The following is a 13,324-nucleotide window of genomic DNA, read 5'->3' as shown; positions in this document are numbered from 1 at the left end:
AGAAATGCAATATAGTTGGTAAAATAATATTTATTCACCAACAAATGAAAAATATTTATTATCAATGCTTTAGAACATACATAGGTTTTAAAACCCACCCATAACTCAACTTTAAGCTTACAAAAACAATATATGGTATTTATAAAAAAAATCACCTAAAATTGAATTTAATCAAATTAATCACTTTCTAATGAAACAATTTTTGATATGATCATTCACCATTCCTGTAGCCTGCATGTGTGCATAAACTACCGTAGAGCCCATAAATTTAAAACCACGTTTCTTGAGATCTTTTGGTATTCTGTCGGAAATTTCTGTTGTTGCAGGGACATCTGATAAAGAGCCGGGCTGATGATCAATGGGTTTTCCGTCTATAAAACCCCAGATATAATCTGAAAAACTGCCAAATTCTTTTTGAACTTCTATAAATTTCCGGGCATTGGTAACCGCTGCCATTATTTTTAGCCTGTTTCTGATAATTCCGGCATCGTTCATCAGGGTTTCTATTTTTTTGTCAGTATACACCGCTACTTTCTGATAATCGAAATGATCAAAAGCTTTTCTGAAATTATCTCTTTTAGAAAGAATGGTGTACCAGCTTAATCCGGCCTGGAAGCTTTCAAGAATTAAAAATTCAAAGATAGTCCTGTCATCATATACGGGTCTTCCCCACTCTTCATCGTGATATTTTCTGTACAGGTCATCTTTTTCACACCAGCCGCAACGAATTTTTTCCATATCATTACTATTTCCATTAAAGTTAAGAGCCTTTAGGATAAAAACAACAAAATATTATGAAAAGTTTAACAATGTCAACCCATTTTAGGAATGGTTATTGTAATTTACTAATAACACAATCAAATTTTAAAATATAGTATTATGAACAATTCAGAGTATAACAAAGCGGAAAATGCAGTTAATAATGTAGAAAATAATTTACAGAATGCAGCAGACAAAGCCAAGTGGAAAATCAATGAATTGGCAGACAGAGCCAAGGATTATATTAATGAACAAAGGGATAACGATGAAGAAGCTAATCAGGAGGGATGGCTCGACAGGGTAAAAGCTAATGTTTCCGATGCATGGGAAGACATCAAGGATAAAGCGGATGAGGCATGGGAAAAAACCAAAGATGCAGCGGAAGATGTAAAAGCAGAATGGAACAAGAAAACCAATTAAAATTTCAGTCATATAAATATTTTCAAGAAAATGGAGTCTTAAATTGATAAGGCTCCATTTTTATGATGTCATAACCACAAATTATTGTTACATTTGTAATTCAATAAACATTAAAAAATTATGTCATACGGTTTACTTAAAGGCAAAAAGGGAATTATTTTTGGAGCCCTTAATGAACAATCTATCGCATGGAAAGTTGCTGAAAGATGTCATGAAGAAGGTGCAGAGTTCATTTTATCTAACGCACCTATCGCTATGAGAATGGGAGAATTAAATGCTTTAGCTGAAAAGACGGGTTCTGAAGTAATAGGTGCTGATGCTACTTCTGTAGAAGATCTTGAAAAACTTTTTGATGCCGCAGTAGCAAAATATGGTAAAATAGACTTTATCCTTCACTCTATAGGAATGTCCGTCAACGTGAGAAAAGGAAAACATTATACAGAGATGAATTATGACTGGTTGGAAAAAGGATGGGACGTTTCTGCTGTATCTTTCCACAAAGTAATGCGTGTAGCTTGGGAAAAAGACTGTATGAACGAATGGGGAAGCATCCTTGCTCTTACCTATATCGCAGCTCAGAGAACATTCCCTGACTATAATGATATGTCTGATAACAAAGCGTATCTGGAAAGTATCACAAGAACTTTCGGATACTACTGGGGAGAGAGAAAAGTACGTGTAAATACAATATCCCAGTCTCCTACTCCTACTACGGCGGGAAGCGGCGTAAAAGGTTTCGGAGGATTCCTCGGATATGCTGAAGATATGTCTCCGCTAGGAAATGCTACAGCTCTTGACTGTGCCAATTACTGTGTAAGCTTATTCTCGGATCTTACCCAAAAAGTAACGATGCAGAACCTTTTCCATGACGGAGGTTTCAGCAATACAGGAGTTACTCAGAAAGTAATCAACAGATATGATCTTGATTAATTCTTAGATCATTATACCGATACATTGAAGGCTTTGCAAGAGGCCATTGATTAAACCGCAATACATTATACAAAATGTGTTGCGGTTTTCTTTTAAAGCAAGTTTATCCCTTGAAAAATATCCCCTATAAACCCGAATTTCATTTTCGTACTGTCATAAATATAAGTATTTGATTAACAAGATATAGCGAATCAATTCATCTTTAGAAATTCAGGGCCGGAATTCTAACTGATCTCTTTTTTTATCTATATTTGGTGATATACAATCAAAAAAACACACATGATCTTATGGAAAAACATATCTCCAATTCTGAGAAGATTTCGGAGAATCATATAGCAGGGATTAACCGCGTGGTGAAGCTGGATATTGTGATCGGCGGAAAAATAATTCGGCATTTCAAACATTTCCGGCTAGAGCAGACTGCCAGAAAACACCACAGCTTTGAACTGATTCTTGCCCATGATTCTTTAGAAGAAATTCAGGATCATACCCTTGAAGAAGCCCGCCGGTTTTTAGGAAAACGACTCACGGTAACTTTTACATATAAAGACCCTGAAAACGAAAGCCCTGAAAGAACTTTTGCAGGGATTGTCACAAAAGTGGCCTTCAGCCAGGAAAAGATGAGCCTGGGAAATCTTGTCCTGAAAGGATACAGCCCCACGATACTGATGGATTCCGCTCCGCATACTCAAAGTTTTGGCGGCAATCAGCCAGTCAATACATCGATTATTGCTGATAGAGTTTACCAACATTACTTGAACAACGGAGAGGTATCGTTGCAACAAGTGGAAATCAGCAGACAAGGCCAATTCAGGTTTTAAGACCAAGTTGGAGGGATATGATTAAAAATTATCCAAATACATCTATACAGTCAAAAGATTTATATAATGACATTGGAGGTAACTTTCCAAAATTCAAAACAGATAAAGAATTATTAGAATCCTATTTAGCAAATTCCTGTGCAATAAGAATGAGTAGAGGATTAAATCTAAGCGGGTTTAAGCTTCCCTCTAATAATAAGGGGTATGGCACAGGAGGAGGAGTCATGAGCGGAAAGAATAAGCTCTTTTACTGGTTAAGAGTTAAAGAATTATGTTCATATCTTGCAAATCATTTGGGAAAGCCTGAAATAGATATTAAATTAGACAAAATACAAATGCCTGATGTTTACAAAAAAAAGAAAAATGTAACTTCTACTGAATGGCAGCAATTAAAGGCAATGAAAAAAGTAATAAGTACTACTGAATGGGCTAGTCTTAGAAAAACACAGGGTGTAATTGTTTTTGATGTATCAGGATGGGATGATGCAACAGGACACTTTACTTTATGGGATACACAACACTTAATATATCCTGGCGGACCTGAGCATGACGATCCTACAAGTTCCAGATATTACTTTAGTATGTTAGATCTTAAAATAAATAAGAAAAATGAACTTGATTTTGTACAAACCAATAGAATAAGAGTATGGGAATTAAAATAATAGCAATCTTCATGTTAATTGGAAATACAATATATTCTCAATCAAAAGAAGAAATACAAACAGTAAAAAAATACGCGTTACAAAAATGTTTAAAAGAGAATTACAACTCAATTGACCCAACTTTCATTAGTCATGATTATTCAGCATCCTATATTGTACAAATAAAAAATGCGGATCCTAATATCTTGAATAAAATAAATGATTTTACTATAAAGAATACTTCCCAATATTATAAGATGGGAGTAGCAGAGAATTTAGATGATAGTAAGGCAAATTATGTTTTCTGGCATTGTATGAATTTCTATGAATCAAAAGAATTAGACAACTATGTAAGAAAACTTATTGGAGTAATACCAAAAAAGGAAACCTCAAAAAAATGATAAAATGTCCCAGCATATCACTGATACCACTCAGCTAAAATGTGATAAAGGAAGTACACCAACTCCACTCACAGTAACTAGTCAATCTTTTATGAGTATTGACGGAAAACTGCAGGCTACGGAAGAGGACAGGCAACCCAATACCAATATTAAACCTTTTGGAATATGTAGTGTGTTAAGGACTTCCTGTACGCCTTCACCTGTTAAGTGGGATAATACCTCTGATTTTGAAATTGAGGATAAAAAAGAACTTTTAGATTCCTCTACTTGTCAATGCTCTGTTGGTGGGAAAATATCCATCATACAATCTAATCAGAATTTCGTTAAAGAATAAGATCATCATAAATGATATAAAAGAATTTTATTACTATTTAACACCAGATGGAACAAGTGGAGAGCTATTAAAATTTTGGGCCGTGATGGTGAAAAGCAAATAAATAAATTTCATATCATGTCACAAAAAATCACCGATACCGCCCAATTATTCTGTAACCAAGGAATAGCACCAGGTAATCTAAGTGTTACCAGTCAGCATTTCTCTACCGCTGAAGGGAAATATATTGCTACGGAGCAGGATAAACAGGCAGATATCAATATTCAATCTTTTGGGCTATGTAAATTAAAACCTACTTCGGGCGGATATTTACCATGTATTCCTGCACCAATTGCCTGGGAAAAAACAACAGAAAAAGATACCATCAATAATTATAAAATTCTTACAGAAAATTCATTTTGTCTGTGTGGAACAGGTGGGAAAATTGAAGTATCCAACAAAGGACATGCGGAAAGACATGAAGCTATGGATTAGATCTGAGCTCAAGACTTTGTAGTCAACTGATTAATTTTTTAATATTGTTAAGAAGCACCTACAACGTTTAGATTATAGAATAGAAATAGGGAAATTTTAAAAATTGATGCGACCATAAAAATCGGCGGCCTCTTTGAGGCCGCCGAACTCACAAAATAATATTAATATGAAATTATAAAATTACAGTCTGTATAGAGTGTGCAGGTGCATTCAACTTGGCTGCCATCCCTTCGATCCAGAGATTGGTTTCGATATCGTTATCCGAATCATTCATAATTACGGTAACCAGTTGTCCGTTTTCATTCATAAATGCACTTGAGGTAAGCGCAGCTCTGTTTGAAGAACTTCCTATTCTCTGGGCATTAGGTTTTATATATTTTGAAACATGACCTATATAATAGTATTCATAAGTATAGAACACCTCTCCTGTTTTGGTATCTGCAATAATCGGGGCAAAGCAGAAATTCCCTTTATGATTGGGGCCTCCGGTTTCATCTAACAGAATATTCCAGTCTGTCCATAAAGCGTTTCCTTTATTGAAATCATTCAGCATATTTTTCCCATACAATTCTCCAAGGCTTACATCATAGATTTTATCCATTTTGAACTGCTCTTTACACCCTTCGGTAAAGGCAAGGAATTTATCCGGAAAAGCTCTGTGGGTTTCTGCCAGATTGTCGAAAAGCTGCGTTTTATTATTCCATGTTTCATACCAGTGATATCCTATTCCATGAGCATATTTTGACGTTTCAGGATCACTTAAAGTCGTAGTGGCTCTTTGGTAAATCAGATCTCTGTTATGATCCCAGATCATTACTTTTTTATCTTTATATCCGTTTTTCCAGAGCGTAGGTCCTAAATTGTTTTTCAGGAACTCCCCTTCTTCCTCTGCCGTATAGATACAGGATTCCCAGCTTTGAGTCGCCATAGGTTCATTCTGAACGGTTAATCCCCAGATATTGATTCCTCTTTTTTCGTATTCTTTAATAAATTTTATATAGTAATCGGCCCAGGTCTGATAATATTGATTTTCCAGTCTCCCCCCTTTGTAAAGGCTTTGATTGGATTTCATCCAGGCCGGCGGGCTCCAGGGAGAAAAATAAAATGTAAAATTATTTCCGACTGCATTTTTTGCTTCTTTGATCATTGGAATTTTATATTTCTCATCATGAGCAATATTGAAAGACTTCAGAGAAGTATCATTATCTGCTACGTACGTATATGAATCACTGGAAAAATCACAGGAGTTCATATTGGTACGAACAACCGTATATCCCAGTCCGTTTTTACCAAAATAAGCTTCTAAAATTTCCTTCTGTTTATTTTTAGGCATTTTATAAAATGTTTCTGCAGAAGCATCAGTAATAGCCCCTCCTATTCCGATCAGTTTTTGATATTTAAAATGGGGAGCTACAAAAATACAGGCCTCCGTTTCTTTAGGCTGTCCGAATTTTTCAAACTTCACCATTCCTTTATCAGCCATTTTTTCATTGGCTTTAGAGTTGGTAAGAATTACTTTAGCTGTTTTACCTTCATTTTTTTTCCAATAGTTCTGAGCATTGGCATTAAAGACCACCCCTACTACAAAACAGCTTACAATTAGTTTTCTCATGATTTTTTTATTTTTGGACCTATACGTCCTCTTTTCATTAATTATTCTGATAGACTCTTACGTAATCTATATAATACTTTTGTGGGAAAATACGGTCATCAATACCTTCCTTTCCACCCCAGAAACCACCTATTGCCAGATTGAGTATGATAAAATAAGGACGGTCAAACGGCCAGGCTTCACCGGTTTTCTCCTTGTTTTCATAGGTAAAAAACTTATGATCATCAATATAAACATCAATCTTTTCCGGGGTCCAGTCTGCCTTATAAACATGAAATTTCTCACTGGCATCCTTTACCAGCAGTGTATCTGTTTTCTGAGTTCCCTGAATATGATTGTATTTTTTAGTATGTACCGAAGCATGGATGTATCCCTGATTATACCCTACATGTTCCATAATATCCAGTTCACCGTCATCCGGCCATTTTTTCATATTCTCACTCATCATCCAGATCGCCGGCCATGTTCCTCTTCCTTTTGGAAGCTTTGCGCGTACTTCTATAGTTCCGTATTGAAAAGAGAATTTCCCTTTGGTTAAAAGTCTTGCGGAAGTATAGGCGCTCTTTTCCCAATTTTCTTTTCTTGCTTCAATGACAAGGCTTCCATTTTCCATTCTGGCATTTTCAGGTCTGTTTTTTGTGTAAAACTGAGCTTCATTATTTCCAAATCCTTCTCCGCCTACATCATAACTCCATTTCGCGGGATCAGGAAGGCCTTTTCCGTTAAACTCATCACTCCAGATCAGTTTTCTTGAAGAGTCGGCTCTGGCCGCCGTACAGCTCATGGCAGAGACAGCCAATACTACTGCGCAAAGCTGAATGATGTTTTGAAATCTAAACTTCATAGAGTCATTATTTTTTAGCTGGTATCGTTTTCCTGTTCTCTATTAAAAGATATATGTTGCTGCAGATTGTCCTGAAATTCTTACAGCAGCGGTTTTCCCGGCAAATTTAATATTAAAATTCTCATCTTCTTTATGATCATTGTGAACAATTAACACTATTTTCCCGGATGGAGTCATAAAAGCGACTGTTGATAAATGATCAGTCTGTGTGGAAGCAATACGCTGTGAACCGGCAGGAACAAATTTAGACGCATGGGCAATAATATAATAAGCCACGTTCCTTGTAAAATTTTCATTATCGGAAATCGTTATGGCTCCCTTACATTCCGTACATCCGCCTTCTGTGTGCGGGCCGTATTGCGGGTCATTGGCAAGATTCCATTCGAGAGCAGTCCTGCTCCAGTTTCTCATAGAACCGATAATAACATTCTTCGTGTGCCAGTTCAGGTCTTCGTTAAAACTTCCTTTGGAACCTGTCCATTGTTCAGTAAAGTACAGGTTTTTATCAGGAAAAGTATTGTGAACTGTTGTTAATGCTGAAATATCACCCTCATACAGGTGAAAAGCCGATCCGTCTATATATCGATAAGCCTCAGGATCTTTCAGAATATCAATGGCATATTCAGGTTTATTGCAGTTGTGGTCATACACCACAATTTTAGTTCTGATTCCGTTCGCTTTAAATACTGGTCCCAGATGATTTTTTATAAAATCTCCCTGTTGGGTTGAAGGCATATACAGACTGGGATTATTTCCCGGATGTAAAGGCTCATTCTGAGGGGTAATCGCATCGATATCAATTCCCTTTTTTTTCATTTCCTGAATATATTTTACAAAATATCGGGCATAAACATCGTAAAATTCAGGTTTAAGACTTCCACCTTTGGATTTCTCGTTGTCTTTCATCCAGACCGGCGGAGACCAGGGTGCCGCAATAATTTTAATTTTCGGATTGATAGCCAGAATCTCTTGTAACATCGCTATCAAGGCTTTGTTTTTTGAAAGACTGAATTTTGAAAGCGAAACATCCGTTTGTCCTTCAGGCAGATCATCATAAGAAAAAACTTCACCATCAAGATCAGAAGCTCCAATGCTCAGTCTTAAATAACTCACGGAGATTGAATTTTTATCTTTACCAAACAGTTCGTTAAGTAAAGCTTTTCTTTTGGAAGGTGATAAACGATTGATCACCTCTACGCTCCCTCCTGTCAAAGTATACCCAAATCCGTCAACATATTGAAACTTTTGAGAATTATCAATTTCAATATTCTGAAAATCATTAGGTGTATTTACTAATTTAACCGGAGTCTGAAGCTGTAATTTTACACTTCCGTCACCTTTTGTAAGCCAATACTGAACCTCATCGCCTCTATGCCGGGCAACAGAGGTACATGATAAAGGAAAAAGTACCACACCGCATAGCAGTGCAGTACCTTTAAAGAAACTATATAAGTTGTGAAACTCCATATTAATATCCGGGATTTTGTTTCAATACCGTATTAGTCAGTTCATTGAAAGGAATCGGCAGAATTTCATTTTTCCCTGCTTTAAATCCTCTTGTTCCCAGTTTTGCTGACGCATCTTCCCATCGAACCAGATCAAACCATCGGTGTCCTTCTCCTGCTAATTCTCTTCTTCTTTCGTCTTTGATCGCCTGAATAGAAACCGGAACTGAAGCCAGTCCTACTCTTGCTCTTACGGCATCTAATAATGCCTGAGCCCTTCCTCCAGAGCCTCCTAATGCTTCTGCCTCCATCAGATAAGTATCTGCTAATCTAATAGCAATATAGTTTTGACGGAAGTTCAGTTCCGTAGCTCCAGGCAGATTAGACTTATCTGCATTTCTGGGCAGATATTTATTTAAGAAATACCCTGTATCTCTGAACCCCGGAGAATAGGTAATTTTACCTTCGTCCTTAAGTTTTTTAGCATTAAATATTGTAGCATCCAAACGGGGATCTCCCTGCATAAAATTAAAAAGATCATCCGTAACAGGATTAAATCCCCAGCTTGCATAAAGATCCGGAGCGTCGTTATTAGGTACATTGGCAACACGGCCGTAAGATTTAATTCCTAACATAACGTTGACCGAATTACCTTCATCCTTTCCGGAACCCCAAAATGACCAGTCTGCATTACTTACATTAGTGTGCATTACTTCAAGGACTGATTCTGTGGTGAATTTATTGTCCACCTTCCATAAATCTGCAAAATTGCTCACGAGTTTATATCCGTATTGACTCGTTTGTCCGGGTGTACCGTTCACCATTTCAAACTGAGCTGCTGCTTCGGTATATTTTTTATCATACAGGTAAATTTTCCCTAAAATAGCTCGGGCGGAGCCTTGTGTAATTCTTCCTTTTTCACTTGGTCCGGATACAATCATCATAAGATCAGGTATAGCCGAAACAATATCAGATTCTATCTGGGTATACACTTTCTGAGGATCTTCCTGTGGAATATTATAATAATCATCGGTCGCCAAAACAGGTTTTAAAATAAGAGGAATATTTTTGAACATTTTTAATAGCTCAAAATAATACAGTGACCTCAGTACCTTCGCTTCTGCAATATATCTTTTTTTGGTCTGCTCATTCATACTGGCATTCGGAATTCTGTCCAGCAGAAGATTGGCCTTTGCAATTCCCTGATAATAATCTTTCCAGTAGCTGGCCGGCATAATAATAGAATTGATCGTATAATTTGAAAAGCCCTGAATTCCTGCACCATCGGAAGAATTTCCTCCTCCTGAGTAGAAATCATCAGAGGCTCCGTTGAAGAAGGTTACCATATTTTCAAATCCACCGGCATATTTTCTCAACATATCATAAGTAGCGACCAATCCGCTGAATGCCTGTTCTTCATTTTTAAAATAATTACTTGAATCAAAAGTCCCGGTATTCTTTACATCTTCCAGGTTTCCTTTATCACAAGATATGGTCCCAAAACTAACTCCTGTTAACAACAAAACAGATAAGCTCTTATATATTAATCTTTTATTTTTCATTTTGTAAATAATTAAAATTGAACACTAGCTCCGAAAAGAAAAGTTCTAGCCTGCGGATAGAAGGCTCTGTCTATACCGAATGTATCTGCCCCTGCTATTTCAGGATCATATCCCGTATATTTTGTAAAAGTGACAAGGTTTTCTCCGGTTACATAGAATCTGACTTTTGAAGCTCCTATTGTTTGAGCAACTTCCTTAGGTAAAGTATATCCTACCTGAACCAACTTGATGCGCAGATAATCTCCGTTTTGAAGATAATAATCGGACATTCTGGTATAATTCTGATTATCATCATTTCTTGTCACTCTGGCAATAGTATTGGAGGTTCCCTCTCCTGTCCAGCGATCCAGAATAGCCGTCTGATAGTTAGCTTCCTGAATATCGAGTCTTCTTAGCCCCTGGAAAATTTTATTACCCGCCTGTCCCTGAGCAAAAACCATCAGATCGAAATTTTTATAATTCAGATTTAATGTTACCCCGAAAGTATATTTTGGTACGGAATTACCTAAATTTACAAAGTCTTTTTCATCAATGACTCCGTCTCCGTTAGCATCCAGTCTTTTGAAATCTCCGGGTTTTGCATTAGGCTGAATAAGCGCACCGCTGGCATTTCTATAGGCGTTAATTTCTGCCTGATTCTGAAAAACGCCCAGATTTTTATATCCATAGAAAGATCCGTATGATTCACCTACCTGTAATCTGGAAACAGTTCCCAGAGTTTGATAAGAAGCAAAATTCACGTAAGGTCTGTTATCTTCAAGCCTGGTAATTTCATTTTTCAGATAAGCAAAATTACCATTGACTGAAAAACCAAAATCACTCCAGTTTTTCTTATATCCTAAACTTACTTCTATCCCATCATTGTTCATATCCCCAATATTTCTGTAAGGATTGTTGATGAGACCCAAATACCCTGGAAGCTCAACTCTTCTCAAGATATCGGTACTCTTTTTTCTGTAAACATCAACGCTGAGATCAAAATTTCTGAAAATCTTCAGGTCCGCCGCAATATTAAACTGAGATGTTCTCTCCCATTTCAGATTGGGATTCTCAAGAGTACTTGGTGCATATCCTACACGGATGATATTGTCTCCGAAAGTATAATTACTTCCTGCAACCAGAAAATTGGCAAACTGGAAGTCATCAATAGCATCATTACCTAATACTCCGTATCCTCCCCTTAACTTAAAATTGGTGACTACTTTATTTTCAGGCCAAAAGCTTTCATTAGACACATTCCAGCCTAAAGACATAGCCGGGAAATTTCCCCAGTGATTATTACCCCCGAACTTTGAAGAACCATCTCTACGAATTGTACCGGTAAAGAGATATCTGTTGTCATAATCGTAAACCACTCTGGCAAAATAAGATGCCTTGTGAGTCTGTTTTCCGTCCCAAGCATTTCCTTTTTTGTTTTCCGGAGAAATATCAAAGTTAAAGGAAGCATCTTCCCAGTTGTTGGTAGGAAGGTTGGTAAAGGTGGTACTCTGTCCGGAAGAAATATTATACTCATAATACCCCTGCCCGAGCAATACATTTAAATTGTGTAGTCCGAACTTATTCTGATAGGTTACTGTATTTTCCGTACTCCATTCAAACTTCTTATCAATTTGTCTGAATAAGCTGTTAAAATCATTTTTATTCGCTGTACTTAAATAATTAATCGGAGTAAAGGCCTGATTTCCCCAGTAAGAAAGCTTTCCGTTCATACTTGATTTAAAGCTGACGTGCTTGCTGAGTCTCAGCTCAGCGAATACATTGGCAATAATATCATCTGTCCATTTATATCTTCCCAGCTGAGTCTGTTTGAATGCCAATGGGTTAGTCATTTCTTTACTTACATATTGTGAAATTCCGTATGCATTTCCATAGGGATCTCTCACATAATTAGGATTATTAATATAATCACTGAAATTAGGCTCATTGTTAACGCCATTGGTTACAACAACCGGTGTCAGAGGGTCGAGATTAATGGCAGAACTTAACGGTCCTCCAAATTCGCCATTATCAGTAACTCCCTGAGATCTTGTATGGGTATACGCAAAAGTCTGGCCTACGGTCAGGAAATCGAATACTTTATGGGTTGAATTTAATCTGGCATTAATTCTTTTATAATTTGAAATATCTCTTAATACAATACCTTGCTGATCATAATATCCAAAAGATGAGTAAAAGGTAGATTTTTCATTTCCGCCACTGATACTGAATTCATGGGACTGACGCTGCGCACTGTTAAAAATCTGCTTCTGCCAGTCTGTACCTGTGCCATAAGATGAGGGGTTGCCCAATACCGGTGTCAGTCCATCGTTAAGGTATGCCTCGTTCATTATTGTTGCATACTGTGAGCCATTTAAAAGATCCAGTTTTTTAGCAGCACTTCCAACACCGAAGAAACCATTGTAGGAAAGGTTCAGTCTGCCTTTTCTGCCTTTCTTTGTCGTAATCAAAATAACTCCTTTCGCAGCTGATACACCATAAATTGCCGCAGATGCTCCGTCTTTAAGAATTTCCATTCCCTCAATATCAGACTGATTCAGCCAGCCGATATTATCCACAACAATTCCGTCTACAACCCATAAAGGGTCATTACTCCCTGCTCCAAAACTGGTGATACCACGAACACGGACTGTCGCTGCTGTTCCCGGCTGTCCGGAGTTTGATATTACAGAAACTCCCGCAGCTCTTCCCTGAAGTACCTGCTCAGGTCGTCCGGCAGTGGGTGCATCCTCAATATCGGAAGCTTTAATACTTGATATCGCTCCTGTCACATTACTTTTTTTCTGACTGCCATAACCAATCATTACGACTTCCTCTATTTTGTTTTCCTTAGAAGCCGTGTCCTTAACCTTGGTTTGGGCACTGAAATTGGCCGTAAAATAGAGGACGGCAATCAATCCTAAGCTTCTCGATATTTTTACATTCATATACAGTTATTATTTTAATTCTCAAATTGAGACAATAAAAATATATTTTTTTTCAATTAATTAACATTACATTAATAAATATTTTAATTTTTCTTTTATTTTTCAGGCTTAGAAGCCTTATCTTCGCATCCATATTTCATAAAAAATAATAAAAATC

At 37.0% G+C, this 13,324-nt stretch carries 13 protein-coding genes; 7 read left to right on the top strand and 6 right to left on the bottom strand.

Going from position 1 to position 13,324, the window contains the following annotated elements:
• Positions 1-180 precede the first annotated feature (180 nt).
• Positions 181-738, bottom strand: coding sequence for a DNA-3-methyladenine glycosylase I (locus JO178_RS09695; protein ID WP_291934810.1), 558 nt, complete (start codon positions 736-738; stop codon positions 181-183).
• Between the two features lie 141 nt (positions 739-879).
• Between JO178_RS09695 and JO178_RS09690 the strand changes: the two genes are divergently transcribed.
• From JO178_RS09690 to JO178_RS09660, 7 genes are all read left to right on the top strand, one after another.
• Complete coding sequence (locus JO178_RS09690) at positions 880-1,179, top strand: hypothetical protein (RefSeq protein WP_291934807.1); 300 nt, start codon at positions 880-882, stop codon at positions 1,177-1,179.
• Between the two features lie 120 nt (positions 1,180-1,299).
• Positions 1,300-2,109, top strand: a complete 810-nt coding sequence (locus JO178_RS09685) for an SDR family oxidoreductase (RefSeq protein ID WP_291934805.1) — start codon at positions 1,300-1,302, stop codon at positions 2,107-2,109.
• 287 nt (positions 2,110-2,396) lie between these two features.
• Complete coding sequence (locus JO178_RS09680) at positions 2,397-2,930, top strand: hypothetical protein (RefSeq protein ID WP_365866346.1); 534 nt, start codon at positions 2,397-2,399, stop codon at positions 2,928-2,930.
• A gap of 17 nt (positions 2,931-2,947) precedes the next feature.
• Complete coding sequence (locus JO178_RS09675) at positions 2,948-3,592, top strand: T6SS effector amidase Tae4 family protein (protein ID WP_291934801.1); 645 nt, start codon at positions 2,948-2,950, stop codon at positions 3,590-3,592.
• On the top strand, positions 3,577-3,972 hold the full coding sequence (locus tag JO178_RS09670) for a hypothetical protein (protein ID WP_291934799.1): 396 nt from the start codon (positions 3,577-3,579) through the stop codon (positions 3,970-3,972). The genes JO178_RS09675 and JO178_RS09670 overlap by 16 nt, the downstream gene beginning before the upstream one ends.
• 4 nt (positions 3,973-3,976) lie before the next feature.
• Entirely contained in the window at positions 3,977-4,306 is a 330-nt protein-coding gene (locus JO178_RS09665; RefSeq protein WP_291934797.1) for a DUF4280 domain-containing protein, read from the top strand.
• Between the two features lie 117 nt (positions 4,307-4,423).
• A complete protein-coding gene (locus JO178_RS09660; RefSeq protein ID WP_291934794.1) occupies positions 4,424-4,780 on the top strand; it encodes a DUF4280 domain-containing protein in 357 nt (118 codons plus the stop codon).
• Between the two features lie 172 nt (positions 4,781-4,952).
• Here JO178_RS09660 and JO178_RS09655 read toward each other — a convergent pair whose 3' ends face one another.
• Genes JO178_RS09655 through JO178_RS09635 form a run of 5 tightly spaced genes read right to left on the bottom strand, consistent with a single transcriptional unit; the run spans position 4,953 to position 13,167 of the window.
• Positions 4,953-6,392: a glycoside hydrolase family 30 protein gene (locus JO178_RS09655; RefSeq protein WP_291934791.1), complete on the bottom strand. Its 1,440-nt coding sequence runs from the start codon at positions 6,390-6,392 to the stop codon at positions 4,953-4,955.
• Positions 6,393-6,429: 37 nt separating this feature from the next.
• On the bottom strand, positions 6,430-7,236 hold the full coding sequence (locus JO178_RS09650; RefSeq protein WP_291934788.1) for a glycoside hydrolase family 16 protein: 807 nt from the start codon (positions 7,234-7,236) through the stop codon (positions 6,430-6,432).
• A gap of 42 nt (positions 7,237-7,278) precedes the next feature.
• A complete protein-coding gene (locus JO178_RS09645; protein ID WP_291934785.1) occupies positions 7,279-8,703 on the bottom strand; it encodes a glycoside hydrolase family 30 beta sandwich domain-containing protein in 1,425 nt (474 codons plus the stop codon).
• Between the two features lies 1 nt (position 8,704).
• Positions 8,705-10,243: a RagB/SusD family nutrient uptake outer membrane protein gene (locus tag JO178_RS09640; protein ID WP_291934783.1), complete on the bottom strand. Its 1,539-nt coding sequence runs from the start codon at positions 10,241-10,243 to the stop codon at positions 8,705-8,707.
• An 11-nt stretch (positions 10,244-10,254) separates the two neighbouring features.
• Positions 10,255-13,167 (bottom strand): TonB-dependent receptor, encoded by a 2,913-nt coding sequence (locus JO178_RS09635; protein WP_291934780.1) that lies wholly within the window; start codon positions 13,165-13,167, stop codon positions 10,255-10,257.
• Between the last annotated feature and the right edge of the window lie 157 nt (positions 13,168-13,324).

This window comes from Chryseobacterium sp., assembly GCF_019236175.1.
In the GTDB taxonomy this organism is placed as follows: domain Bacteria; phylum Bacteroidota; class Bacteroidia; order Flavobacteriales; family Weeksellaceae; genus Chryseobacterium.
This window is presented reverse-complemented; position numbering and strand designations above follow the sequence as displayed.

What these genes read in the sequence shown, in the direction of transcription:
- JO178_RS09655 (WP_291934791.1), bottom strand. Translation starts at nt 6,392, where the DNA reads ATGAGAAAACTAATTGTAAGCTGTTTTGTAGTAGGGGTGGTCTTTAAT.
- JO178_RS09685 (WP_291934805.1), top strand. Translation starts at nt 1,300, where the DNA reads ATGTCATACGGTTTACTTAAAGGCAAAAAGGGAATTATTTTTGGAGCC.
- JO178_RS09635 (WP_291934780.1), bottom strand. Translation starts at nt 13,167, where the DNA reads ATGAATGTAAAAATATCGAGAAGCTTAGGATTGATTGCCGTCCTCTAT.
- JO178_RS09680 (WP_365866346.1), top strand. Translation starts at nt 2,397, where the DNA reads ATGGAAAAACATATCTCCAATTCTGAGAAGATTTCGGAGAATCATATA.
- JO178_RS09645 (WP_291934785.1), bottom strand. Translation starts at nt 8,703, where the DNA reads ATGGAGTTTCACAACTTATATAGTTTCTTTAAAGGTACTGCACTGCTA.
- JO178_RS09640 (WP_291934783.1), bottom strand. Translation starts at nt 10,243, where the DNA reads ATGAAAAATAAAAGATTAATATATAAGAGCTTATCTGTTTTGTTGTTA.
- JO178_RS09660 (WP_291934794.1), top strand. Translation starts at nt 4,424, where the DNA reads ATGTCACAAAAAATCACCGATACCGCCCAATTATTCTGTAACCAAGGA.
- JO178_RS09690 (WP_291934807.1), top strand. Translation starts at nt 880, where the DNA reads ATGAACAATTCAGAGTATAACAAAGCGGAAAATGCAGTTAATAATGTA.
- JO178_RS09650 (WP_291934788.1), bottom strand. Translation starts at nt 7,236, where the DNA reads ATGAAGTTTAGATTTCAAAACATCATTCAGCTTTGCGCAGTAGTATTG.
- JO178_RS09665 (WP_291934797.1), top strand. Translation starts at nt 3,977, where the DNA reads ATGTCCCAGCATATCACTGATACCACTCAGCTAAAATGTGATAAAGGA.
- JO178_RS09675 (WP_291934801.1), top strand. Translation starts at nt 2,948, where the DNA reads ATGATTAAAAATTATCCAAATACATCTATACAGTCAAAAGATTTATAT.
- JO178_RS09695 (WP_291934810.1), bottom strand. Translation starts at nt 738, where the DNA reads ATGGAAAAAATTCGTTGCGGCTGGTGTGAAAAAGATGACCTGTACAGA.
- JO178_RS09670 (WP_291934799.1), top strand. Translation starts at nt 3,577, where the DNA reads ATGGGAATTAAAATAATAGCAATCTTCATGTTAATTGGAAATACAATA.